We start from the raw sequence: 24,343 nt of genomic DNA, 5'->3' as shown, positions 1-24,343 counted from the left end.
AAGAAATTCTAAGCCTCAAAACAAGATAAAGTTAATACTTTATCTTGTTTATATTATATTTAAAAATCAAAATTAATTTTATAACTTAAATGTATTGTGATTGTTGAAAACCAACTATTTTATTTTTATCAAAAGAAGACTGCAATTCTTTCTCTATAGTTTCCATAAAATAGCTCATTTTAAATACGCCATCTTTTGCAATGGCAGCTTTTAATGCTGTATTTTTTACAACCATTACAATTTGCGCACCGCTTAAATCATAATTTGCCAAAATTTTTAAATCAAATTTCGTGTCAAATTTCGCATTTTTAGGTAATGATTTTTTCCATATCATTAATCTTTGATCAAAATCAGGTTTTTTAAATTCTATTTTATAATCAAATCTTCTTGAAAAAGCTATATCTAAGCTTTCTAAGAAATTTGTTGTTGCTATTATCACTCCATTAAATTTTTCAATTTGCTCTAAAAAAATATTTTGCATTTGATTGTGCATCTTGTCAGCACCGCCACTACTTTCAATTCTAGTGCTTAAAAATTGATCTGCTTCATTTAAAAGTAAAATAGGATTTTGCTTGCTATTTTGACACAATTCTTTATAGGTATCAAAAATTTTTCTAACATTTTGCTCGCTTTCACCTACATATTTGCTTAAAATTTTAGAACAATCAAAACTTAATACCATTTTTTTCATAGCCTTAGCCATACTTAATGCACTCATTGTTTTACCAGTTCCAGCAGGACCATAAAAAATAATCTTAGCTTCCATATTTTTGTTATTTTTTATACCCCATTTATTTAATCTTTCAAGCACTTTTTTATCTTGCTGTTTTAAAATATCCTCTAATAATTTCTTGGTATTTTGAGGCATTATGACATCTTTTATATCTACATTTGGCTCTATCAATTCAAAAATATCTTGCTCTTGGACTAGATTTTTTAATTGAATTCTTTTATTTTTCTTTGGTTCTTTAAAATTAACAATTTTTTGCAATATATCATCACTCAAATAAAAAGTTTTAGATATATCTCCTAAAGAATTTATAAACTCGTCCATTTCAATTAAATTAGAATTTAAAAGCTTAGAATCCTCATCTAATAAAATTTGGTTTTGTTTTTTATCATCTTCATCATCACTAATTAAATGAAGTAAAAAATTATAATCTCTACTATAAGAATTTTCTGTATTTAATAAATACTCCTCTTTTAATAAACTAATAAATATCAAACGTTCTTTTTTATTTAAATTATGCTCTTTGAATATATCTGCTAAAATATTGGTTATTTTGCTTTTGCTTAGACGCCTTTTGATACAATTTTCAAATTTTTTTATATCTTCTTTAATTTTAATATTTGCAGTATTTTGAATGAGAAATCTTAATCTTTGATACAACTCTACTCTAAAAAATTCATCATTTAAATACGCTGTATAATCCTCATATGGACCATCTTCTAAAAAATCATCAATTTGTTTATTTTCTAAAACCTGCAAAAATACTTCACTTAAACTCAAATCACTTTGAAGCAAATTTAAAACTAAATTTGAATTCTTACTTATTTTAAAATCAGAAAAAATTTGAATAATAAAACCTTTTTCTATAAGATTTTTTAAATCACTTAAATGATCAAGATATTGATATTCTTCTTGCCCAAAAACTTCACTAAGTAAGCTATATGCACTAATGCTTGCATTTGCTTGCAAATAATTTTTGCACAATTGTTTTAAAATCAATACTTCATTTTCATTGCATTGTAAATTCTGATATATATCACTTTTTGTGGTATTTTTTAAAAATAATTTTAATTCTTGCATTTTTTCCTTTAATTACTAGTATAAACTATACTAAATTTAATCTTTGATTGTTTATCTATAAAACTCATATTATTATCACAAACTTCATAAAAAATATCATAGTTTTTACTCATTAATCTTTGACTAAATCCACAAGGTGTTAAGGTTGTATTTTTTCCTTTATAAAGCTGTTTTTTGCTAATAAGTTCTTGTAAAAAATCACCATAATACTCGTAATTAAAAAACTTCTTATTAAAATTTTGCTTTAAATAACACACGCCATTAATACAAATTTTATCCGTAATTTTTAATTCTAGCACTGGTTTGGAAGTATTGTAAAGCTCCATTATGATTGATTTATTTTTTTCATACAAAAAACCATAATCTGCAAATTTAATTTGCGGAGTTTTCAAAACAACAAAAACACTCTGTGAATTTATCTTATTTTTTAAAGCACACGAGCTTAAAAATATACATAAAAAAAATAAAAATACCTGTTTTAAAATATTTTTCATTTTAAATTTTTAAAACTAAGATTTAATTCTAAATTTAAATCTTTTACTACCTTCATTACGCTTTGCAAATCATCAATTTGCTTTCCAACTACTCTAATCTCATTTCCTCTTATGCTTGAGCTTACTTTTAATTTACTATCTTTTATAGCTTTATTAATTTTTTTAGCACTATCTGCGTCAATGGCATCATTAACTTTTAAGGCCAATCTAAAATTGGCCCCACTTTCTTTATTTAACTCCTTAATGCCATTAGGATTAATCCCTCTTTTAATAAGTTTTGAAATAATTATATCTTTTAAGACTTCAATTTTAGCCTCACTAGAACAAACAAGCTTATAAATGCTTTCTTTTTCATTAAGCTCTATATCGCTTTTAATACCTTTTAAATCATATCTACTATCTAGTTCTTTTTTAGCTTGCTCTAAAGCATTTTTTAATTCTTGCTTATCAATCTCTCCACTTATATCAAAGCTATGTTCATTTGCCATTTTCCATATACTCCTTAAAATTTTTATACACTATTTGAATTAAATTTTGAATAGACTCTGCACTAGCCCAAGCAATATGTGGAGTAATAATTAAATTTTCTTTATTTTTTATTTGAGATAAAGAATGATTTTTTATCATAGGTTCAATCTCTAGCACATCAAGCCCAGCCTTAATATTTTTTGCGTCTATAGCCCAAGCTAAATCATCTTCATTGATTATACCACCACGACCCACATTAATCAAAATTGCTCCATCTTTAAGAAGTTTTAATTCTTTTTTTGTAATTAAATTCTTAGTTTTTTCATTTAAAGGTGCGTGGATACTGATTACATCACATATTGTTAAAAGCTCTTCAAGACTTACTTTTTTGTATTGTTTATCAAAATTAGCACCCGAAGTAGAATAATAATACACACTAGATCCAAAAAGCATAGAAGTTTGTGCGACTTCTTTTCCTATAGTTCCAAGTCCTATAATACCATGTTTTTTTCCATCTAAAGAATGCAAAGTTCTACTAAAATCCGTAAATATAGGGCTTTTACACCATTTTCCCTCTTTACTCCATTTATCATAATATGGAATATGATTTAAAAAAGCTAATATTAAAGCAAAAGTGTGGCCTAAAACACTTTTAGTAGAATACCCAACAGCATTTTTAACCACTATACCTTTTTGTTTTGCATAAGACATATCAATGTTATTAACACCTGTGCTAAGTTGCAAAATAAGCTTTAAATTTGTTTGATCCATCACTTCTTTATCGATGATTATTTTATTAATCATCACCACTTGAGCATTAGAAATTCTTGCAATAACATCTTCTTTTGAAGTTAAATCATAAACTTCTAGCTCGCCAAATTCTTTAAAAATCGATAAATCTGCCCCTCCTAAAGTGGAAGCATCAAGACACACTATTTTCATTTTACAATATGACCTACAAATTTAGAATAATTATCAAGCACGAGACCTCCTTTTCTAAAACCCAAACCACAACCCTCATAAGCAAAGAAAACTCCTGCTTGATAATACATATTATCATTTTGATTGAAGTTGGTAAATTCTTGATATACAAAACGATTATTTTTATAATCTCCATCTGTTTGAAAACTAACATCACCATTTGATTCTATAATAGAAATATTAGCACCTTCTCTACCAAAAACCGGCTTTTTAACACATTTTTTTTCTATTAAAGGCTTATCATCTGTTTCTAATAATAAATGATGATGTGGATAAAGCTCCCACAAAATTTTCATTATGCCCTTACTTTGAAAAAGTAAAGTATAAGCAGGATTTAAAATAATGGCTTTTTGATTTTGCATAATTTGTGTTAAAAGCATTGCAAGTTCGCCCTCTTCTATAGCTATACTTTCCCAAGGTATTAATTTAAAAAAATATTCAAAATTAACATCATTTTTGAAAATCCCCTCAGGTGAAAATTCCACCTCATCAATATAGGAAAATTCACTTTCAAAACCTGCTTCTTGAGCAATATATGCTAAAAGTTTTGTTGTAATCATATCCTCATCACTACCTGCAATAGAAGAGAATAAAATTTTCCAACCTTCATAATACTTTTCAAAATCATTTATATCTTCATCTAAAACAACTAATCTTTTAAAATTATCTTTCAAAGCTTCATAAATATTATTAAATTGAGAACTTTCATCTAAATTATTTTGTTTTAAAATAGCCCATTGCAAAATAGCACTTTCAAACAAAGATGTTGGCGTATCAGCATTAAATTCTATAAGTTTGATAGGCTGTCCATCTAAACCACCTGCAAAATCAAACCTCCCATATAAATGCCAATGCACTTCATTTTCCCAACTCATCTTTATAGCTTCTACTAAATTAAATGGGATACCAAGTTCATCAAAACGATTATTATCAATAACCTCTTGTGCTGCTGCTACAAACATATCATAAAGCTCATTAGCTGCTTCATAATATGCCTTAACTTCATCTTCACTAACACACACTAAATTTGAATCTAAATAATCACTTCCGTCTGTATCTGTATGCCACGAAAAACCAATTTTATCTAAATAAGATTTTTCCAAAGGATTTACTTTTAAAAATTTCATATTTTTCCTTGTAACTATGAACTAAAAGATTTTTGGGAACTAGTTTTTGATCCACCACTAAAAAATCCAGATTTTTTAGTAGCTGTGCTAGAATTTGGAGTCGCTCCAGCTTTATTAAAGCTATTTACACTTCGTTGATAAGCACTTTGATTAGAAAAAGCTCCTCTTTGTCTATTAGTAAAATTTTGATTATTAAAAAGTTTTGAACCAATCCAACTACCAAGTATAGCTCCAGCTGCACTTGCAAGCAATGTTTCACCTAAAGAAAGTCCTCCGCTACTCATTTGAGTGCCATTAGGATTAGTTAAATTTGAAGTTCCATTATCAATTTTTGCAGCTTCTTCTTGTATAAGCTTATCCATTTCTTCTTTGCTTAATACTCTTTCAGTGCCGTCTAATTGCTTTAATACAACTCTAGTTTCATCACTTGGAAATTGATCTTTTATTTTGTATTGATTTGGTGCAGTTTCTTCAATGATAACAAAAGCACCTTGTGTATTTGCTTGATTTAAAGCACTATTTGAATCCGTATTTGACCCACCACAAGCAATCAAAGCACCCGAGCTAATAGCAGCCATACCGCTTATCATACTAAGTTTTAATATAGTTTTTATGTATTTCATAATACTTCCTAGATAAATATAAAAATTTAATTTCCTAATGAATATATTAACAAAAAATAATCACTATTTAGCAAAAGAATATAAATTATCCAACAAAATATAAAATGCAAAAATAAAAAATATAAAAGCACTAAGATAATCAATTGATTTTAAATTTTTCTCATAAAATTTAACTATAAAAGTATTTGAAAATAAAATACTCACAAGCGAAAAATATATAAGAGTTTCTAAAAATAATACTATCATCATAATAAACACAATATTTTGCATTGTATCAAAATTAAAATTTGAAAATACGCTAGCAAAGTAAAAAATTGCTTTTGGATTTGATAAATTAGTTAAAAATCCATTAAAAAACGGAGATGTAAAAATATATTGCATTTTTAATTTACCATTTTTTGCATTTTTATAAACAATAAAAGCTAAATATAAAAGATAAAAAGCACCACAACTTGATAAAACTACTTGCAAAAATGGAAATTGATGAAATATTACACTTAATCCGAGTATAGAAAAAATAATCCAAACACTCATAGCAACACTCACGCCAAAGCTTGCTTTTAAAGCATTTTTAATACCATTTTTCAAAGCATAAGAGCTCACTAATAAAAAATCAGGTCCTGGTAATAAAAGTCCAAAAAAATGAATGATTAAGATAGAAAAAAACATAATATTTTAAGATAAAGCCGATCACTCGGCTTTTGCTAATACTAGAGTCTTGACTCGTAGCGTCTAAGCATATAAAGTCTTTTAAGCATTTTTTTACGAGCTGAAATTTTCTGTTTTTTACGAATTTCAGTCATAGGCTCGAAAAATCTTCTAGCACGAACTTCAGTAACAACTAAATTCCTATCTACTTGCTTTTTAAATTTTCTATATGCCTCATCAAAAGACTCATTAGGATGCACCTTAATTCCTGGCACGACCCTCACCACCTTTCATTAAAATTTATGGGGAATGAGATTATATCATATTTATGATAGCAAATGTAAAGGTGTATATGAAAAATAAATTATTGGTAATATAAAGTAAAGAATGTTTTAATTTTTATAAGATTAAAATTATATGAGTTAAATCCATAAAGGATACTTGATGAGTAATTATGTTACAAATTTTACTAAAAAAAGATATATAACTTATGTCGTATCTATAATAATTTTTATTTTACTACCTTTTATTAAAATCAATGAAAATCATTTTTTCTTACTAAGTTTTGATCATAAAAAATTAAATTTATTTTTTGTTGCTTTTAATACACAAGAATTATATCTTATGCCTTTTATAATTATGGGTATATTTTTAACGATACTTTTTGTAACAACACTTGCAGGAAGAGTTTGGTGTGCATGGGTTTGTCCCCAAACTATGGCTAGAGTAATCTACAGAGATCTTTTGCAAACTAAAATTTTAAAAATTTATAAAAGTGTTGAAAATAAACAAAAAATAGCACAAGGATCTTTTATAAAAAAGATCTTAAGTATTGTGATATTTTATATGTTTTCTCTTATTATGATGAGTGCTTTTTTGTGGTATTTTATCCCACCTGAAGAATTTTTTACTTATATGCAAAATCCTAAAGATCATTTATTGCTTTTAGGAATTTTATTTTGCACTTCTTTAGCTTTTAGTTTTGACATTGTTTATTTAGCTGAAAACTTTTGTATTTACGTATGTCCTTATGCAAGAATCCAATCTGTTATGTTTGATAATAACACAATCCAAGTAATCTACAATGATAAAAGAGGTGGGATAATATATAATAAGCACACAAAACTTTACAAAAAACCTCCTCAAGGAGAATGTATAGGATGTGAAGCCTGTGTGAAAATTTGCCCAACTCACATAGATATACGACAAGGTATGCAACTTGAGTGTATTAATTGCCTTGAATGTGTTGATGCGTGCTCTAAAGTTCAAGCAAAATTTAATCGTCCAAGTTTAATTAGCTGGACAAGTGCTAAAGCTATAGAAAATACACAAAAGGTAAAATATTTTAGATTTAGAACGATTGGATATTTAATAATTTTGTGCATTGTATTTGCTATACTAGCACTAATGGGAAATAAAAAAGAAAATATGCTCTTAAATATTAATCGCTCAAGCGAACTATATCAAATAACAAAAACTCACAATGAAGTAGAAGTTACTAATGCTTATGTGTTTTTATTTCAAAATACAGATAATAAACCACATAAATACTATTTTGATGTAAATTTAAGCAATATGGAAGAAAGTTTAGAAATTATAAAACCTAAAAAGCCATTTGTATTAAATGCTGGAGAAAAAAATAAACAAATAGTGGTATTAAAAGCTAAAAAAAGACTTGCAAATAATAATCGCAAGGATAGTATTATTCCTATAGTGATTAAAGCTTATGCACTTGATGATGATAAAATAGTCGTTTTTAGAAAAAGTAATTTTGTTTATCCTAAAAATTCTTCATTAAATAATAAATAAATATGGATAAAAAAATTAGCTCAAAATCACAAGTGCGACTTGAAAAAATAAAACAAATCGCTGCAGAATCATTTTTAAAAAATGGCTATGAATCAACAAGTCTTAAAGATATCATTAAAGAAACTGGGGGTTCTTTTTCTTCTGTGTATGAACATTATAAAAACAAAGAAGGGTTATTTGAAGCTGTTTTAAATGATTTTGCTCAAAACCACTTTTTAAAAATTTTTAACGATCATATGCAAGCTAAAGATGATGATAATTTAGAAGATTTTTTATATTATTTTGCGTTAGCTTATCTTGAAATTTTTAATAACTCAAAAACCATAGCCATAACAAGACTTTTATACTCTGAAGTTTATAATGAAAAAATAGATTTTATGAAATGGTTAAAAGGCGATAACAAAACAAATATAAATTTTATACTCCAACAAAGATTTTCAAAAGAAAATAAAGACATAGCAAAAAATGCAAAATTTTTAAGTCATACTTTTTGCGCTATGCTTAGAGGTTCTTTTTTTATACAAAGCACATTTGCAAATCAAATTTCTATGAATAAAAAACAACAAAAAGCATATGCACAAAAAATTGTTAAGCTTTTTACACAAGGTATTGTTAATTTTAATTAACTTAAAATTGTTAAAATTTGTCAAAATATTTTTGTAATTTTAATTACATTTTTAAGAATTATTTGTTTATTAAGGAATTCAATGAAAACTAAAATTATTATTTTATGTGCTTTTTTATTTTTAACAGCTTGCTTAGATGAGAAAAAAGTCCAAAAAAAACAACTCCCACCCCAACCAGTAAATGTCATAACAATGCAAAGTCAAGATTTGCCTTTAGAGTTTTCTTATCCTGCGAGGTTAAATACTGATTTAGATGTCATAATTAAACCAAAAGTTAGCGGTGAAATCAAAAAAAAATATTTTAGAAGTGGTCAAGCTGTAAAAAAAGGTGATAAATTATTTTTAATTGAACCTGATAAATATCAGGCTAATGTAGATGTCGCATATGCAGATACATTAGTTGCAAAAGCAAATTTTGAAGATGCACAAAAAAATTTTGAAAGAGATAGTATATTGATAGAAAAAAACGCTATTTCCCAAAAAGAATTCGATGCGAGTTTAGCCAAATTTAACTCTACTAAAGCTACTTTAGAAAGTTCTAGAGCAAAGCTTGCTAATGCAAAATTAGATCTAAAATACACTATAGTAAGCGCACCATTTAATGGTATTTTAGGAGATAGCCTTATGGATATAGGTGATTATGTTAATGCTTCAAATACAGAACTTGTGCGTATTACAAATATCAATCCTATATATGCAGATTTTTATATTTCAGATGTAGATAAAATTAATATGAATAAAAATATAAAAGATGGAAATTGGCAATTAGAAAATGTTCAAGTTAAAGCACAAGTAGGTAGTGAATTTTATGATGGAAAATTGTATTTTATAGATAATGTTATAGATACAAATAGTGGTGGAGTAAAGGCTAAAGCTATATTTGATAATAATATTTCAAATTTAATGCCTGGTTCATTTGCAAATGTGGTTGTTAAAGGTTTTGTTCAAAAAGATGGTTTTGAAATTCCACAAGTTGCACTTTTGCAAGATGATAGCATTACTTTTGTATATACCTTAGTAGATGGAAAAGTAGTCAAAACTATTGTTAATGTGATTTATCAAACATCAGATAAAGCCATCATTGATACGGGTTTAAAAAATGGAGATAAGGTTATTATCAATAATTTTAAAAAAATTCGACCTGGTGCAAGTGTTAGCATAGCGGGGAATCAATAATGTTTTCTAAATTTTTTATAGAAAGACCGGTGTTTGCTAGTGTTGTTGCTATTATAATTTCACTCACTGGAATTATTGGGCTTTATTCTTTACCTGTAGAACAATATCCTTCTTTAACACCTCCAGTAGTTAAAGTAAGTGCTACTTATGCAGGTGCTGATGCACAAACTATCGCACAAACCGTTGCTATTCCACTCGAAGATGCAATTAATGGCGTTGAAAATATGATTTATATGGACTCAACCTCAAGCTCCTCAGGTGAAATGAGTTTAAGTATATACTTTAATATAGGAACTGATCCTGATCAAGCGACAGTAGATGTAAATAATAGAATTTCAGCCGCTATGGCAAAACTTCCTGAAAATGTTAAAAAAACTGGAATAAGTGTTAAAAAAACAGGTTCTAGTATCTTAGAGGTTGCGACATTATATTCGCCTGATGGTTCTATGAATGCACTAGATGTGTATAATTACGTTGCTTTAAATATTTTAGATGATCTTGCTAGAGTTCCTGGAGTTGGAAATGCAATTGCTATGGGTTCTAGGGATTATTCTATGAGAATTTGGCTAAATCCTGATTTGCTCAATAAATATCAAATTACCGCAGCAGATGTAATTACCGCAGTAAAAGAACAAAATACTCAATACGCTACAGGTAAAATAGGACAAGAACCTGTAGTAGAACGATCTCCTTATGTGTATTCAGTAACTATGCAAGGAAGATTAGAAAATCCTAAAGAATTTGAAAATATTATTTTACGAGGCAATGCTGATGGTTCGCTTTTAAGATTAAAAGACGTAGCAGAAGTTGGCTTAGGATCAAGAGAATATACCTTTAATGGTAGATTAAACGGAAGTAGTGCTACGCCTATATTAATTTTCTTACAAACAGGTGCTAATGCAGTCAATACAGCAGAATTAATACAAGCTAAATTTCAAGAGCTCTCTAAAAATTTTCCAGAAGGCTTAGCTTATAAAGTGCCTTATAATACAACTTTATTCATCAAAGCATCTATAAAAGAAGTGATAAAAACATTCTTTGAAGCATTACTTCTTGTTGTAGTTGTAATGTATCTATTTTTAAAAAATTTCCGTTCAACTATAATCCCAATGATAGCTGTTCCAGTATCTATTTTAGGGACTTTTGCAGGGCTTTATGTGCTAGGTTTTAGTATAAATTTATTAACTTTATTTGCATTAGTTTTAGCCATTGGCATAGTTGTTGATGATGCTATTATTGTTGTAGAAAATATAGATAGAATTATACACGAAGATCCCAATATAAGCATAAAAGATGCAGCTATTAAGGCTATGGATGAAGTTGCTGCTCCAGTAGTTTCTATCGTTCTTGTGCTTTGTGCTGTATTTATACCTGTTTCTTTTGTATCAGGATTTGTAGGAGAAATTCAAAGGCAATTTGCTATTACCTTAGCAATATCTGTTACTATATCAGGCTTTGTTGCACTCACTTTAACTCCGTCTTTATGTGCTATGTTTTTAAGAAGAAATGAAAACAAGCCATTTTATTTTGTAAAAAAATTTAATGATATATTTGATTGGTCTATTAATATTTTTGGTGCAGGCGTAGCATATATGCTAAAAAGAACGATAAGATTTGTTCTTGTATTTGTTATATTTTTAGTAGGATTAGTTGGATTATTCAAAATAGTTCCTCATTCTTTAGTCCCTAATGAAGATCAAGGAAGTTTTTTATCTGTTGTAAATTTACCAGCTGCTTCTTCTTTAAGTAGAACTACACAAGTAATGGATACTATGTCTAAAGAAATAGGAAAAAATGAAAATATTGCCAATATAGTAGCACTTATAGGATATGACCTTTTTACAGGCTCTTTAAAAGAAAATACAGGGACAATGTTTGTCAATTTAAAAGATTGGAATAATAGAAATGTAAGTAGTTTTGATATAACCAATATGTATAATAGACAATACTTTCTAAATCCTAACTCTCAATCATTCTTTATAAATCCACCACCAATACAAGGCTTAAGCTTAACTGGTGGCTTTGAAATGTATGTGCAAAATCGTAATGGAAAAAGTTATGATGAAATTCAAATTGATGTAAATAAATTAATTGAAGCAGCAAATAAACACCCAGGACTTAAAAACGTAAGAACGACATTAGATACTAATTTTCCTCAATTAAAATTAGAAATTAATCGTGATAAAATAAAACTTTATGATTTAAATTTAAACGATATATTTAGCACTTTAAATGCAACCATAGGGACTTATTATGTTAATGATTTTTCTATGTTAGGAAAAAATTATCGCGTTAATATTAGTGCTATTGGTGATTTTAGGAATACACAAAATGCTTTAAAAAATATTTTTGTTCGATCAAAAAATGGCTCAATGATTGCACTTGATAGTATATTAACATTATCAAGAAGTGTTGGTCCTGATGATGTAAAACGTTTTAATATGTTTCCATCAGCACTAGTGCAAGGTGATCCTGCGACTGGATATACTTCAGGTCAAGCTATAGACACAATCGCTGCAATTGCAAAAGAAACTTTAGGCGAAGAATACTCCATAGCATGGTCAGGATCAGCTTATCAAGAAGTAACAAGCAGTGGAACAGGTTCAGTTGCATTTGCATTGGGACTTTTGTTTGTTTTCTTAATTTTAGCAGCACAATATGAAAGATGGCTAATGCCTCTAGCAGTTATTACCGCTGTTCCATTTGCAGTCTTTGGTTCATTGCTTTTTGTATGGCTTAGAGGTTTAGAAAATGATATATATTTTCAAACAGGACTTTTGCTTCTTATAGGACTTTCTGCTAAAAATGCAATCTTAATCGTAGAATTTGCTATGGAAGAACATTTACAAAAAGGTAAAAGTATCTTTGAATCTGCTGTTAATGCAGCAAAATTAAGATTTAGACCTATTGTTATGACTTCATTAGCATTTATTTGTGGTATTTTACCTTTATTTTTCGCTTATGGAGCAGGAAGTGCAAGTCGCCACGCTATAGGCACAGGTGTTATAGGTGGTATGATAGCTGCTTCTACTATTGCGATATTTTTTGTGCCTTTGTTTTTCTATATACTAGAAAGTTTTAACAAATGGCTAGATACTAAAAGAGGTAAAACAAATGCGTAAAATCCTAATCTTCATAAGTTGTTTTCTTATAACAGCTTGTAGTTTAAAACCTAGTTTAAAAATAGCTGATGTAAATTACACTAAAAGCTTAGATGAAAATATTAGTATCAATACACAATGGTGGAAGATGTTTAATGATGATAATCTAAATCTTCTAGTAGAACAAGCTTTAAAAAACAATAACGATTTGCAAATAGCTTATATAAATTTACAAAAAGCCTATGAAGCTTTGGGTATATCAAGAAGCGATATATTTCCTAAACTTGATGGCAGTGCAGAAGGTGCAAGATCTAAAACTAGTATTAATGCTCCAAGTAATAAAAGCAAAAAATTTATCTATGCAAATGATTTTAAATTGGGTTTAAATTTAAGTTATGAAGTTGATCTTTGGGGAAAATACAGAGATAATTATGGTGCTTCAAAATCAAAACTTCAAGCAAGTGAATTTGACTATGAAAGTGCTAGACTTAGTTTGATTTCTAATGTTACAAAAACTTATTTTAACATAGCAAGCTTGAGTGAGCAAATTAAAATTTTAGAAGAAAATGTCCAAAGCTATCAAAATACTTATAATTTAAAACTAGAACTTTTTAAAATAGGCGTTATAGGCGAATATGAGTTAAATAAATTTAAAGTAGAACTTGATAATTCTAAAATCCTACTTACAAATGCTAAAATTCAAAAAGAAAGCAATATTAAAGCTTTAAAAATATTAACTTCAAATGACATTGATGATATACTCTATAATGGCATTAATTATACAAAGATTGGACAATATGACATCAATATACCTCAAGGAATAGGAAGTGAAATTTTACTTCAAAGACCTGACATTCAAAGTAGCTTAAAAATACTTGAAGAGAAAAACTATCTTGTGGGTGTTGCAAGAAGTGCATTTTTGCCAAATCTTTCTTTAACTGGACTCTTAGGATATGATAGCAAAGACTTAGATTTATTGGTCAAAAATGGTAGTGGAACTTGGGGCGTAGCTGGAAATTTTATGATGCCTATTTTTCATTGGGGTGAAATTTATAATAATGTAAATATTGCAAAACTTAGCAAAGATGAAGCTTTTTTACAATATGAAAATACTTTAAGAAAAGCTTTTGCAGAAATCCAACTTGCCTTGTTTAATCGCAAAAGCTATTATGAAAATGAAAAAAATTACAAGAATTTATTTTTAGCTCAAAGTAAAATTTATGAAATATCTAGTTTAAAATATGAAAGTGGCGTAATAAATTTAGCTGATTATTTACAAGATCAAAGAAATTATCTTAATGCAAAACTTTCTTATACTAATTCTTCTTATGAGTTAGCAAATTCTATTGTAGATGTTATAAAAGCTTTTGGTGGCGGATTTAATGCAAAAGATAATTCAAAAAACAATATCAAAGAAATGGAAGAAAATCTAAAAAATAACTTTTATAATAATTAAATTTATTTGATATTAATGCATTTGAATTCTTTGACGCAAGTTGCTTTTATTTTTGTTTTTTGGATTGTTATGCTCAAAACGATAACGCACACTACCTGAAACATTAACATCTTGGAAAATTTCATCTAAAGGAGCACTATTTAAAATGCTAAATAACATAGATACTAAAATAAACAAAACAATGTATAAATTTTTCATATTTAAACTTTCAAAAAATAATATTAATTATTACCTTTTTTAGATAATTATAATTCAATATTTTAGGCTAAATATGAATTTTTTACAAAAAATAGCGTTTTTTTACTCGCACAAAACTATGCAAAAATCCTTAAAAAATGGTTTTAATGTGCAACTTTTAAAAAACGGACAAGACAAAAAGGCAAATATAGATAAATCTTATATGCTTTATATACATATACCATTTTGCCATACTTTTTGTCCATATTGTAGCTTTCATAAATACCACTATGATGAAAATTTAGCAAAAAAATATTTTAAAAGCTTAAGAGAAGAAATTAAACAAGTAAAATGCAAAGGATTTGATTTTACCTCTATGTATATTGGCGGAGGGACGACTTTAATTAATGAAGAAGAATTAGCTAAAACTTTAGAACTTTGCAAAAAGCTTTTCAATATAAAAGAAATTTCTTGTGAAACAGATCCTAATCATATAAAGCCTGAAAAATTAAAAATATTTATAGGTTTAATTGATCGTTTAAGTTGTGGAGTGCAAAGTTTTAATGATGATATTTTAAAAAAAGTGGCTAGATACGATAAATTTGGCTCAAGCAAAGAGCTTCAAGCAAAGCTTTCTAAAGCTATAGGGATACTTCCTATTACAAGCCTTGATTTAATTTTTAATTTCCCAAGTCAAACTAAGGAGCAGTTATTAAAAGATTTAGAAATTGCAAAGAATTTAAAACCTCAACAAATCACCACTTACCCGCTTATGAAATCAAATCTCACTAAAGATAATATTGCTAAAACTTTAGGAGTAAGTTTTCAAGATAATGAATTAGAATTTTATAACACAATAGTAGATTATTTTAAGGATTATGAAAGAAATAATGCGTGGTCTTTCTCTTTAGAAAAAAGCAATTTTAATGATGAATACGTAAGCTCTCATCGTGAGTATTTAGGTGTTGGCAGCGGGGCTTTTAGTTTTTTAGACGGAGAGCTTTTAATAAACGCCTTTAATTTAAATGATTATTCTAAATTGATACAAGAAAAACAAAATGCCAATATCGCTAAAGTAAAATTTAGCAAAAAAGAAATTATAAAATACGCATTTTTAACAGAAATATTTACTGGAAAAGTTGCAATTAATCAATTTAATAAAATTTTAAATTGCAACATTGAAAAAGAACTTTTCATAGAACTTTTAGGGCTTAAAGCAAGCAAGGCAATAATACAAGATAAAAATATCTTGTATGCAAGCGAATTTGGGTATTATTTATTTATGGTCTTAATGAAAGATTTTTATACTGGTATGGATTTAGTGCGTGCTGTATTTCGAGACGATAAGCGTATTAAAGATAAAGAACGTATTAATATTATGTATGAAAATGTTGATCCTTTAATTAATAATATGAAATTTTAAGCCTTTATATATATATATATATATATAATTGTCATCAAAATATGCAAGGAGCAAATTTATGATTGACAATTCTTTAAAAGCTTATACCCAAAAATACGACCAAGAAAACTATGGCTTGCAATATCCTGATGGGCACGTAATAAGATTTTATGAAAGAATTCTAAAATATAAACTTCAAAAAACTACTGGAAATGTGCTTGATTTTGGTTGTGGCAATGGAATTCATTCTAAGTATCTTCAAACAAAAGGTTTTAAAACTTTTGGCGTTGATATAGTAGAAAGTTTAAATACCACTTGGAAAAATGATACAAATATAAATGAAAACAATTTTTATGTCATCAAACCTAATGCTAGCATAAAAAATTTATTTAATGAAAAAATGGATTTAATTTTTGCAAATCAAAGTCTGTATTATCTACCTTTAGATGATTTTAAAAATACCATACAAGAATTTTATGATATGTGCAATGACGGAGCGATAATTTTTGCAACTATGATGAGTGATAAAGGATATAGTGCTTTTGAAAGAAGTGAGGCTTTAGAAAATGGATTATGTGAAGTTAAACACACAGGGAGATTAAATAGCTCAACTTATATGAGATTTACTAAAGATATACAAGATTTAAAAAATAGCTTTGAACCTTTTAAGCCTTTATTTTGGGGAGATTATGAGCTTATGAATTTATATAATTTTGAAGGAAGTGTGCAGCATTTTATTTACATAGGACAAAAATAAATATTTTAAAGCAAAATACTTTGCTTTAAAATGGTTTTACTACCATCATAATGGCTATAATGATAAATAAAATTGTTGGTATTTCATTATAAATTCTAAAAAACTTCCCGCTTTTTTTACACGTATCATTGTGAAGTTGTCTTAAATAATAATAATTTTGAAAATGATAAATAATCAAAAGCAATGCACAAGTTAATTTTACGTGCATATATCCACCAACCATCACATATTTATTAGCCATTATCATTAAAGCACCTGTTATTATGGTAGCTATCATAGCTGGAGTTTGTATATAAAAATATAATTTTCTCTCTTGAATTTTTACCACATCAACAAAATTTTTATTATGGTTATATTCGCTATGATATACAAAAAGTCTTGGCAAATAAAACATTCCAGCCATCCAAGATACAAAAGCTAAATAATGGACCATTTTAATCCATAAATACCATTCATTTAAAAAATCTAACATTTTCTTCCTTTATTAAAAATTTCTTTTATTAAAATCAAAGCAACACTAACATTTATCATAACATCGGCAAAATTAAAAACAGCAAATTCAAACCATTTGTGCCAAAAAACAAAATCAACCACTCCAATATGTATAAATCTATCGAGTAAATTAGAACATCCTGCACTTAACATTATTGCAAAAGCTACAATATGAGTTGTTAAAAATTCCTTTTGATAAAGCAAGTAGCAAAATAAAAACAAAATAAAAACAAGTTGTATATATTTTAAATACTCGCCTAAAAAAGCAAACATAGAAAAAGCAACGCCTGTATTATAAGTCAAAATCAAATCAAAAAATTCACCTTTATACGTAAATCCTTGCAAAAATACATACTTGCTAACTTGATCAAGAATAAAAACAAAAATAAAAATCAACCAAAATTTTAAAGAAAAAATTTTAAGCATTAAGTGCTTTCATAAAGAAATTTTCTACTTCTTTCATTTGTTTTTCTAAAAGCTTTGTATCTTTTGCTTCTAACAATAAACGTATTAAATTTTCAGTTCCTGAATATCTAAATAAACTTGAAATTCCTTTCTTTTGCAAATCTTGTTTTAAAGCTTGCAAGCCTTCTATTTGAGATAAATCTTTCTTTTGCGAAATTTTAAGATTATGCAAAAGTTGTGGATAAGGTTTTATTTGATTTAAAATTTCACTTGCATTCTTTTCTTCGCTAAGCATTAAAGCACTAAATTGCAAAGCTGCTACTAAGCCATCTCCAGTTTTAGCATAATCACTAAAAATAATATGGCCACTTTGCTCGCCACCAAAATTTCCTTCACATTCTTTTAATTTTTCTAACACATATTTATCGCCGACATTGCAAATTTTGTGTTTAATTTTGTGTTTGTTTAAAAATTCTCCCAAAGCACCATTACTCATAATAGTGCTAATAACACTTGATTTTAACTTGCCTTGCTTTTTTAAAAACAAAGCCAATACTCCGATCAAACTATCTCCGTGAGCTACCTCACCTTTCTCATCAACCACAACTAAACGATCAGCATCTCCATCAAAAGCAAAACCAACATCAGCTCTAAATTTTTTTACCTCTAAAGCTAAATTTAAAGGGTGTAAAGCACCGCAATTGTCATTGATATTTAAGCCATTAGGCTTATCATTAATTACAATTACATCAGCACCTAGCTCTTTAAAAATAGTTGGTGCTACTTTATAAGCTGCCCCATTAGCTACATCAAGCACTATACGTAAAGATTTAAGAGTTAAATTTTTAGGAAAAGAATTTTTAATAGAAACAATATATCTACCAACAACATCATCAATTCTTTTTGCTTGACCAATTTGGGATTTAATCGTTTTTGCTTCTTCTATTAATTTATCATTAAAATAAATTTCTTCTATGTGAGATTCTGCTTGTTCATCAAGTTTATTGCCGTGTGCGTCAAAGAATTTAATGCCATTATCGTAGTAAGGATTATGCGACGCAGAAATCATAATCCCAGCATCACATCGCATATCTTCAGTTAAAAAAGCAATCGCTGGAGTTGGCATAGGACCTATCTCTATGACATTATAGCCTATGGAAGTTAGTCCTGAAACAATAGCATTTTCTATCATATATCCACTTCTTCTAGTATCTTTTCCTACTAAAATACTATTAGTAACTGCCTTATCTTTAAAATAAATTCCTGCTGCCATAGCTAAACGCATTGCTAAAAAAGAGTCTAAAAATTCCCCCGCTTTACCGCGAACGCCATCTGTTCCGAAGAGTTTCATACATTCCTTTCTTAATTTAAATGCTAAATTATAAAAAATAAAGTTAAGCAATGTCTAAATATAAACAAAATATTATCATCAGTTTGTAAAATCAATATATAATTTTAAAACTAAATTTAAAAAGGGTATTTAATGAAAAAAATTATCGCGGGTATAGTAGTTTTAGCATTTATTTTATTTTTTGCTTCAAGTTTTTATATGAATTCTTTAAATGAAAAAGTATTTTCTTATATCAGTAAAAATACATCTTATTATAAAATAAAAGACGTAAATTACACTAAAGGATTATTAAATTCTAAGGGAGAATTTAGAATAATTTTTAACGATCCTTCCTATAGCTTTAAAGCTCAAGTTGATTTTTCTAATATCATTTTAACAAGCAATAACGTAAAAATTTCAATTTTCAATGAAAATGAAGATTTAAAAAATGTATTTCCTAATGAAGAAATTTTAAAAATACTCATTAACACAAAATTAAACAACAAAATCATAGCAAATGCGAAATTAAGCGATCTTAATACCACATATAATGATACAGATATTGTTGTAAAAGATTTAAATCTTATCATCAATGGTAATGATATTTTTGTAGATAATATGCAACTAAATGCTAATTACATCTTTTTTAAGCAATCATCTCAAGATGATGAAGTAATAGAATTAAAAAATATAAAAATTTTTGAAACTCCTATAAATAAATTAAAATTTGAAGATATTTTCAATCCTGCACGCAATAGCGAACAAAATACAACAATAGAAAATATAAATTTTTTAAATGAAATAATCTTAAAAAAATTAAATATCCAAACAAAAACTACAACAAATTCACAAAATAATTATGACAATGCCTTAAAAGTAAATCTTGAAAAATTACAACTTTTACAAAATAATTTTATCTTAGATGATATGGCCTTAGCTATAGATTTTAAAAACATTTCCAAAGAAGCTTATGATAAAATAATACAAAATTCTCAAGTTCATTTGTTTTCTTTAATCGATAATTTTTTCCAAAGTAATCCTCAAATTTTACTAGATGATTTCTCATTTTCAAAAGAAAATAAAAAATTTACCGCAAATGGTCAAACTATCGTTAAAGATAATTCAGTAAAAAGCCAAATTCACATTCAATCTCAACTACTTCCAAGTCAAATTATCAATAATTTAAAAAATTTTGATACCTATTTTGTAGATCAAAATGGAACTTATGTATTTGATTTAATTTATGATGATTCAAACAAAACTGATGTAAAAACAATCATAAATGGCAAGCAAGTAGATTTTATGTCATATTAATGAGTAATCTAAGCCTCAAATTCCGTCCTAAAACTCTTAATGAAGTTTTAGGGCAAGAAAATTTAGTAGAAATTTTTAAAAAATTTATATCTCTTTCAAAACTTCCGCATAGCATATTTTTTGGACCAGCAGGATGTGGGAAAACTTCTTTTGCTAGAGCTATAGCTTTTGATTTTAAACTTGATTTTTATGAATTTGATGGAGGAAATTTTAAACTTGATGATTTAAGAAAAGTGATAAATCAATATGAAAATTCACTCTATAAGCCTTTAATTTTCATAGATGAAATTCATAGACTTTCAAAAACTCAACAAGAAATGCTTTTAGTCCCGCTAGAAAATCAACATTGTATTTTTATAGGTGCAAGCACTGAAAATCCTTATTTTGCATTAACTTCTGGTATTAGAAGCAGAAGTATGCTTTTTGAATTTCAAGGTTTAAGTTATCAAGATTTAGAAAAATTAGCCTTAAGAGTGCAAAAAGAATTAAACTGCACAATTGATGATAATGCTAAAGATTTTTTAATCAATTCAAGTGCAAATGACGCAAGAAGTTTTTTAAATTTATGCGAATTTGCATTAGCCCTTGATCCTTTACATATAAAACTTCAAACTTTAAAAAAATTAAGATCAAATGTTTTAAGCGATGGTGCTTCAAGCAAAGATATGCATTATAAACTCTTAAGTTCTCTAATTAAAAGCTTAAGAGGAAGCGATATAGATGCTAGCTTGTATTATCTTGCTAGATTAATCAATGACGGAGAAAGTGCTGATTTTATAGCTAGAAGATTAGTTATTTTTGCTAGTGAAGATATCTCTAATGCCAATCCCCAAGCCTTAAATTTAGCCACAAGCACACTCATAGCAGTTAAAAACATAGGTTATCCTGAAGCTAAAATCATCTTAGCACAATGTGTAGTATTTTTAGCAAGCTCTCCTAAATCAAATTCAAGTTATCTAGCTATAAATAAGGCTTTAGATTATGTCAAAAATAATCCTGCTTTAAAAATCCTACCTTATCTTGATAATAACAATCCTCAAAGAAAAAACTACCTTTATCCACATAATTTTGGAGGCTGGGTTAAACAAAAATATTTAGAAAAAGACTTGAAATTTTATCATAGTAAAAATATAGGATTTGAACAACAATTAAATTTATGGTTAGCACAAATAAAAAAACATAAAACATAATCATTTTAAGCACATTATAAAAAAATTTTTATATAATTTTTACCTTAATGGTTCCGTAGCTCAGTTGGTAGAGCACCACCTTGACATGGTGGTGGTCGTTGGTTCAAGTCCAATCGGAGCCACCATTTTGCATTCTCTCACTAAACTACTATAAGAGTATTTAAATCTAACTAATCCTTATTAAAAGCAAGTATGAAAGCTAAAATTTATTGATAAAAGTAGTGTCTAAAAAGCAAGGAAAATATAGATTTTCATAAAAGTGAAAATAAAATATTTAAACTTAAATTTACTTAAGATTAAAAGAAAGCTTATTTTAGTAGATATAAAATCTAATATCCTTACAATGCCAAAAGAAGCTTAAGAATATTTTAGAACTTAGCGATTTTAAAATATTCTTTGCTTAAGTAAGCATAAGTTTATTGACTTATAAACCTATCATTACTGAAGTTGATTTGATGATTCCACAAACCTCATCACCGACTTTAAAATCGATATTTTGAGCAGAATTTAATGTGATCAATGATGTTAAAATTTGATTTTCTCCTAAATCTAAACCAACTTCAGCACTAACTGCACCTTTGTTTATATTTGCAATTTTACCTTTTAAGATATTTCTTGCACTAATTTTAAGATCTTTATCATTGCTTAACATAACTGATGTTGATTTGATAATAGCTTTTACTTCTTTGCCAACTTTAAGATCTAAATTTTCCATAGAATTTTTAGTTATGATTGAAACAATTTTTATCCCATTTTTTAACTCTAATACTACCTCTGTATTTACCGCACCTGCAACTAACTCCACTATCTTTCCTGAAAAAACATTTCTTGCACTAATTTGCATTTTTATTCCTTAAATTGTAAAATCGTTATAATCTAAAATCACTCGCCCATAAAGACCCTTTATAAATCGTGATTTTAATGATTATATTCTTGCTATCTTAACTAATATTTTCTTAATCAGGTATTATAATTTACACTTATGTATTCTTTCACCAGATAAAAGAAATTTTAGTAACAAAAGCATTAAAAGACTCCGATAAATTAAAGCTTTAAGTATAAATTAACAAAATTAAATCTAACAGCCTTGCGATACTAAGATAAACTTAAGAATATTTTAGAATGTATTTTTATTCAATTTTATTAAAAAACATCTTTGATATAATTACCAAAAGGACAATTTATAAATATTTACACTTTAAAAGTCCATTTTATAGATAGGAGTATATATGCAAAATGAATTATTAAAAAATTTAGAAAATCATTTTGAAACTTTAGGAAATCTTAGAAATTTAGCACAAAATTATGATGAAAAATTACTAGATTATCTTTTAGAAGGTGAGTATAAAGATGAATTTAAAAAGAGATTTTTTATAACTTGTAAAAATACTTTGATTTTTAAACTCGATGATTTTTTGACATTTTTAGATCTTAGAAATTTAAGCGGTAGCTTTAGCACTTATGCAAACAAAATAGGACTTAGCTTCAAAACAAAGGGCTTTTTAAAGACAAATAATGAAGTAGTGCTAAATTTTGCTTATAAAGACGGGGTTATAAAAGGGAGTCAAAGTAAAGATGATGAAAAATCAAAAGAAATATTTTTCAATGAAATCTTAGCTAGTGATGAAATCGACGCCCTATTTAGCAAAAAAGCATTATCAAATTTTGAATTTATTGGGGGGGGGGGGATGAGACCACTTTAAAAGATAAGCCAAATTTACTTATAAAAGGTAATAACTTACTTGCTTTACACTCACTCAAAAGCAAATTTGCTAAAAAAGTTAAACTAATTTATATCGATCCGCCTTATAACACAGGAAATGATAGCTTTAATTATAACGATCGCTTTAATCACTCTACTTGGCTAACTTTTATGAAAAATCGCCTTGAAGTAGCAAGGGAATTTTTAAGTGATGATGGCGTGATTTTTGTGAATTTAGATGATCACGAAGTGCATTATTGTAAAGTTTTAATGGATGAAATTTTTGGTAGAGAGAATTTTGTAGGCGATTTTATACGCAAAACAAAAAGCACAACAAATGATGCAAAAGTAGGTTTAAATTATCAGCACGAGTTTTTATTATGTTATGCAAAAAATAAAGAGATGATAAATTTACTCGGCGGAGAAAAGGATTTAAGTAAATATAAAAATTCTGATAACGATCCTAATGGAGCTTGGATAAGTGATAATCCTAGTGCAAAAAGTGGAAATAAAGAAACAGGATATTTTGCTATAAAAAATCCTTATACAGGCAAAGTGGATTATCCGCCTGTAGGTATGTTTTGGCGTTTTTCACAAAAAACTATGCAAAAGCATATAGATGAAGGGCGGATTTGCTTTAAAAAGGAGCATAAAGAAAATGAGAGAGGTTTTATTTATAAGCGTTATTTAAAGGATTTGAAAACGACACAAAAAACTTTTGATAGTTTGGTTTTTGTAGATAATGCTTATATGAATCAAGTTGCTACTAAAGAATTGATCCCGCTAGGATTTGCAGAAATATTTAAAAATGCAAAACCTGAAAGTTTGATTGCTACGATTTTAGAACACACCACCCAAGAAAACGATCTTGTAATGGACTTTTTCGCAGGTAGTGGGACGACTTTAGCCGTAGCTATGAAAATGAAACGCCGTTTTATAGGCATAGAGCAAATGGACTATATAGAATCCATCACAAAAGAAAGACTTAAAAAAGTCATTGATGGCGAGCAAGGAGGCATTAGCAAGGCTTTAAATTGGCAAGGCGGAGGGAGTTTCGTTTATGCTGAATTTATGCCACTTAATGCTCTCTATAAAGAAAAAATTCAAAACTCAAATGATGAAAAAGAGCTAGAAGCAATCTATAAGGATTTAGAATCTAAAGCATTTTTAGATTATAGAGTGGATATAAAAGAAATTTTAAAAGATAAAGAATTTTTAAATTTAGATTTAGAAAATAAAAAAGAAATTTTAAGAC

At 27.5% G+C, this 24,343-nt stretch carries 22 protein-coding genes, 1 tRNA gene and 1 pseudogene; 11 read left to right on the top strand and 13 right to left on the bottom strand.

Annotated features, from left to right (window positions below):
- Nucleotides 1-85: 85 nt before the first annotated feature.
- The 8 genes from QZ429_RS04930 to rpsU all read right to left on the bottom strand — a co-directional run bounded on the left by QZ429_RS04930 (nucleotide 86) and on the right by rpsU (nucleotide 6,426).
- A complete protein-coding gene (locus QZ429_RS04930; protein ID WP_291951948.1) occupies nucleotides 86-1,810 on the bottom strand; it encodes an ATP-binding protein in 1,725 nt (574 codons plus the stop codon).
- Between the two features lie 8 nt (nucleotides 1,811-1,818).
- Nucleotides 1,819-2,304 carry a hypothetical protein gene (locus QZ429_RS04925; protein WP_291951945.1) on the bottom strand — a complete coding sequence of 162 codons (486 nt, stop codon included), beginning with the start codon at nucleotides 2,302-2,304 and terminating at the stop codon, nucleotides 1,819-1,821.
- On the bottom strand, nucleotides 2,301-2,792 hold the full coding sequence (locus QZ429_RS04920) for a YajQ family cyclic di-GMP-binding protein (RefSeq protein WP_291951943.1): 492 nt from the start codon (nucleotides 2,790-2,792) through the stop codon (nucleotides 2,301-2,303). Before QZ429_RS04920 ends, QZ429_RS04925 begins: the two co-directional genes overlap by 4 nt.
- Entirely contained in the window at nucleotides 2,782-3,714 is a 933-nt protein-coding gene (locus tag QZ429_RS04915; protein WP_291951941.1) for a D-2-hydroxyacid dehydrogenase, read from the bottom strand. Before QZ429_RS04915 ends, QZ429_RS04920 begins: the two co-directional genes overlap by 11 nt.
- The gene (locus QZ429_RS04910) at nucleotides 3,711-4,880 is read right to left on the bottom strand and encodes a glutathionylspermidine synthase family protein (protein WP_291951938.1); all 1,170 of its coding nucleotides are present in this window, start codon (nucleotides 4,878-4,880) and stop codon (nucleotides 3,711-3,713) included. Before QZ429_RS04910 ends, QZ429_RS04915 begins: the two co-directional genes overlap by 4 nt.
- A 14-nt stretch (nucleotides 4,881-4,894) precedes the next feature.
- Nucleotides 4,895-5,503, bottom strand: coding sequence for a UPF0323 family lipoprotein (locus tag QZ429_RS04905; protein ID WP_291951935.1), 609 nt, complete (start codon nucleotides 5,501-5,503; stop codon nucleotides 4,895-4,897).
- Nucleotides 5,504-5,566: 63 nt separating this feature from the next.
- Nucleotides 5,567-6,172, bottom strand: coding sequence for a LysE family translocator (locus QZ429_RS04900; protein ID WP_291951932.1), 606 nt, complete (start codon nucleotides 6,170-6,172; stop codon nucleotides 5,567-5,569).
- 41 nt (nucleotides 6,173-6,213) lie between these two features.
- Nucleotides 6,214-6,426, bottom strand: coding sequence for a 30S ribosomal protein S21 (gene rpsU / locus QZ429_RS04895; RefSeq protein ID WP_002780697.1), 213 nt, complete (start codon nucleotides 6,424-6,426; stop codon nucleotides 6,214-6,216).
- Between the two features lie 169 nt (nucleotides 6,427-6,595).
- Here rpsU and ccoG point away from each other — a divergent pair, with 169 nt between their 5' ends.
- From ccoG to QZ429_RS04870, 5 genes are all read left to right on the top strand, one after another.
- A complete protein-coding gene (ccoG, locus tag QZ429_RS04890; RefSeq protein ID WP_291951930.1) occupies nucleotides 6,596-7,960 on the top strand; it encodes a cytochrome c oxidase accessory protein CcoG in 1,365 nt (454 codons plus the stop codon).
- 2 nt (nucleotides 7,961-7,962) lie between these two features.
- A complete protein-coding gene (locus QZ429_RS04885; protein WP_291951927.1) occupies nucleotides 7,963-8,586 on the top strand; it encodes a TetR/AcrR family transcriptional regulator in 624 nt (207 codons plus the stop codon).
- 81 nt (nucleotides 8,587-8,667) lie between these two features.
- A complete protein-coding gene (locus QZ429_RS04880; protein ID WP_291951924.1) occupies nucleotides 8,668-9,762 on the top strand; it encodes an efflux RND transporter periplasmic adaptor subunit in 1,095 nt (364 codons plus the stop codon).
- A complete protein-coding gene (locus QZ429_RS04875) occupies nucleotides 9,762-12,884 on the top strand; it encodes a multidrug efflux RND transporter permease subunit (protein ID WP_291951921.1) in 3,123 nt (1,040 codons plus the stop codon). The genes QZ429_RS04880 and QZ429_RS04875 overlap by 1 nt, the downstream gene beginning before the upstream one ends.
- Nucleotides 12,877-14,319, top strand: coding sequence for a TolC family protein (locus tag QZ429_RS04870; RefSeq protein ID WP_291951918.1), 1,443 nt, complete (start codon nucleotides 12,877-12,879; stop codon nucleotides 14,317-14,319). Before QZ429_RS04875 ends, QZ429_RS04870 begins: the two co-directional genes overlap by 8 nt.
- Before the next feature lie 12 nt (nucleotides 14,320-14,331).
- Here the strand turns inward: QZ429_RS04870 and QZ429_RS04865 are convergent, their stop codons facing one another.
- Complete coding sequence (locus tag QZ429_RS04865; RefSeq protein WP_291951915.1) at nucleotides 14,332-14,517, bottom strand: mini-MOMP protein; 186 nt, start codon at nucleotides 14,515-14,517, stop codon at nucleotides 14,332-14,334.
- A gap of 73 nt (nucleotides 14,518-14,590) precedes the next feature.
- Here QZ429_RS04865 and QZ429_RS04860 point away from each other — a divergent pair, with 73 nt between their 5' ends.
- Nucleotides 14,591-15,919 (top strand): coproporphyrinogen III oxidase family protein, encoded by a 1,329-nt coding sequence (locus tag QZ429_RS04860; protein WP_291951912.1) that lies wholly within the window; start codon nucleotides 14,591-14,593, stop codon nucleotides 15,917-15,919.
- A 61-nt stretch (nucleotides 15,920-15,980) separates the two neighbouring features.
- Nucleotides 15,981-16,655, top strand: a complete 675-nt coding sequence (locus tag QZ429_RS04855; protein WP_291951950.1) for a methyltransferase domain-containing protein — start codon at nucleotides 15,981-15,983, stop codon at nucleotides 16,653-16,655.
- 25 nt (nucleotides 16,656-16,680) lie between these two features.
- On the opposite strand, the gene hemJ is transcribed toward QZ429_RS04855, so the two are convergent.
- From hemJ to glmM, 3 genes are read right to left on the bottom strand one after another with little or no spacing between them, the layout of a single operon-like run.
- Entirely contained in the window at nucleotides 16,681-17,127 is a 447-nt protein-coding gene (gene hemJ, locus QZ429_RS04850) for a protoporphyrinogen oxidase HemJ (protein ID WP_291951908.1), read from the bottom strand.
- Entirely contained in the window at nucleotides 17,121-17,573 is a 453-nt protein-coding gene (gene lspA / locus QZ429_RS04845) for a signal peptidase II (protein WP_291951903.1), read from the bottom strand. The genes hemJ and lspA overlap by 7 nt, the downstream gene beginning before the upstream one ends.
- Nucleotides 17,566-18,903 carry a phosphoglucosamine mutase gene (glmM, locus tag QZ429_RS04840; protein ID WP_291951900.1) on the bottom strand — a complete coding sequence of 446 codons (1,338 nt, stop codon included), beginning with the start codon at nucleotides 18,901-18,903 and terminating at the stop codon, nucleotides 17,566-17,568. Before glmM ends, lspA begins: the two co-directional genes overlap by 8 nt.
- Before the next feature lie 132 nt (nucleotides 18,904-19,035).
- Here glmM and QZ429_RS04835 point away from each other — a divergent pair, with 132 nt between their 5' ends.
- The 3 genes from QZ429_RS04835 to QZ429_RS04825 all read left to right on the top strand — a co-directional run bounded on the left by QZ429_RS04835 (nucleotide 19,036) and on the right by QZ429_RS04825 (nucleotide 21,511).
- Nucleotides 19,036-20,196: a hypothetical protein gene (locus tag QZ429_RS04835; RefSeq protein WP_291951897.1), complete on the top strand. Its 1,161-nt coding sequence runs from the start codon at nucleotides 19,036-19,038 to the stop codon at nucleotides 20,194-20,196.
- A complete protein-coding gene (locus QZ429_RS04830) occupies nucleotides 20,196-21,386 on the top strand; it encodes a replication-associated recombination protein A (RefSeq protein ID WP_291951894.1) in 1,191 nt (396 codons plus the stop codon). The genes QZ429_RS04835 and QZ429_RS04830 overlap by 1 nt, the downstream gene beginning before the upstream one ends.
- 49 nt (nucleotides 21,387-21,435) lie before the next feature.
- Nucleotides 21,436-21,511 (top strand) — tRNA-Val (locus tag QZ429_RS04825).
- 299 nt (nucleotides 21,512-21,810) lie between these two features.
- On the opposite strand, the gene QZ429_RS04820 is transcribed toward QZ429_RS04825, so the two are convergent.
- Nucleotides 21,811-22,230 (bottom strand): TOBE domain-containing protein, encoded by a 420-nt coding sequence (locus QZ429_RS04820; protein WP_291951891.1) that lies wholly within the window; start codon nucleotides 22,228-22,230, stop codon nucleotides 21,811-21,813.
- Between the two features lie 385 nt (nucleotides 22,231-22,615).
- Between QZ429_RS04820 and QZ429_RS04815 the strand changes: the two are divergent.
- Nucleotides 22,616-24,343, top strand: a pseudogene (locus tag QZ429_RS04815) (site-specific DNA-methyltransferase); the annotation flags it as partial.

The organism is Campylobacter sp., assembly GCF_020024835.1.
GTDB lineage: Bacteria > Campylobacterota > Campylobacteria > Campylobacterales > Campylobacteraceae > Campylobacter_D.
The sequence above is the reverse complement of the archived record's forward strand: the minus strand, read 5'-3'. Positions and strand labels throughout refer to the sequence as shown.

What these genes read in the sequence shown, in the direction of transcription:
- QZ429_RS04925 (WP_291951945.1), bottom strand. Translation starts at nt 2,304, where the DNA reads ATGAAAAATATTTTAAAACAGGTATTTTTATTTTTTTTATGTATATTT.
- lspA (WP_291951903.1), bottom strand. Translation starts at nt 17,573, where the DNA reads ATGCTTAAAATTTTTTCTTTAAAATTTTGGTTGATTTTTATTTTTGTT.
- glmM (WP_291951900.1), bottom strand. Translation starts at nt 18,903, where the DNA reads ATGAAACTCTTCGGAACAGATGGCGTTCGCGGTAAAGCGGGGGAATTT.
- QZ429_RS04880 (WP_291951924.1), top strand. Translation starts at nt 8,668, where the DNA reads ATGAAAACTAAAATTATTATTTTATGTGCTTTTTTATTTTTAACAGCT.
- QZ429_RS04860 (WP_291951912.1), top strand. Translation starts at nt 14,591, where the DNA reads ATGAATTTTTTACAAAAAATAGCGTTTTTTTACTCGCACAAAACTATG.
- QZ429_RS04865 (WP_291951915.1), bottom strand. Translation starts at nt 14,517, where the DNA reads ATGAAAAATTTATACATTGTTTTGTTTATTTTAGTATCTATGTTATTT.
- QZ429_RS04900 (WP_291951932.1), bottom strand. Translation starts at nt 6,172, where the DNA reads ATGTTTTTTTCTATCTTAATCATTCATTTTTTTGGACTTTTATTACCA.
- QZ429_RS04915 (WP_291951941.1), bottom strand. Translation starts at nt 3,714, where the DNA reads ATGAAAATAGTGTGTCTTGATGCTTCCACTTTAGGAGGGGCAGATTTA.
- hemJ (WP_291951908.1), bottom strand. Translation starts at nt 17,127, where the DNA reads ATGTTAGATTTTTTAAATGAATGGTATTTATGGATTAAAATGGTCCAT.
- ccoG (WP_291951930.1), top strand. Translation starts at nt 6,596, where the DNA reads ATGAGTAATTATGTTACAAATTTTACTAAAAAAAGATATATAACTTAT.
- QZ429_RS04910 (WP_291951938.1), bottom strand. Translation starts at nt 4,880, where the DNA reads ATGAAATTTTTAAAAGTAAATCCTTTGGAAAAATCTTATTTAGATAAA.
- QZ429_RS04885 (WP_291951927.1), top strand. Translation starts at nt 7,963, where the DNA reads ATGGATAAAAAAATTAGCTCAAAATCACAAGTGCGACTTGAAAAAATA.
- QZ429_RS04875 (WP_291951921.1), top strand. Translation starts at nt 9,762, where the DNA reads ATGTTTTCTAAATTTTTTATAGAAAGACCGGTGTTTGCTAGTGTTGTT.
- QZ429_RS04820 (WP_291951891.1), bottom strand. Translation starts at nt 22,230, where the DNA reads ATGCAAATTAGTGCAAGAAATGTTTTTTCAGGAAAGATAGTGGAGTTA.
- QZ429_RS04835 (WP_291951897.1), top strand. Translation starts at nt 19,036, where the DNA reads ATGAAAAAAATTATCGCGGGTATAGTAGTTTTAGCATTTATTTTATTT.
- QZ429_RS04830 (WP_291951894.1), top strand. Translation starts at nt 20,196, where the DNA reads ATGAGTAATCTAAGCCTCAAATTCCGTCCTAAAACTCTTAATGAAGTT.
- QZ429_RS04930 (WP_291951948.1), bottom strand. Translation starts at nt 1,810, where the DNA reads ATGCAAGAATTAAAATTATTTTTAAAAAATACCACAAAAAGTGATATA.
- QZ429_RS04870 (WP_291951918.1), top strand. Translation starts at nt 12,877, where the DNA reads ATGCGTAAAATCCTAATCTTCATAAGTTGTTTTCTTATAACAGCTTGT.
- QZ429_RS04905 (WP_291951935.1), bottom strand. Translation starts at nt 5,503, where the DNA reads ATGAAATACATAAAAACTATATTAAAACTTAGTATGATAAGCGGTATG.
- QZ429_RS04920 (WP_291951943.1), bottom strand. Translation starts at nt 2,792, where the DNA reads ATGGCAAATGAACATAGCTTTGATATAAGTGGAGAGATTGATAAGCAA.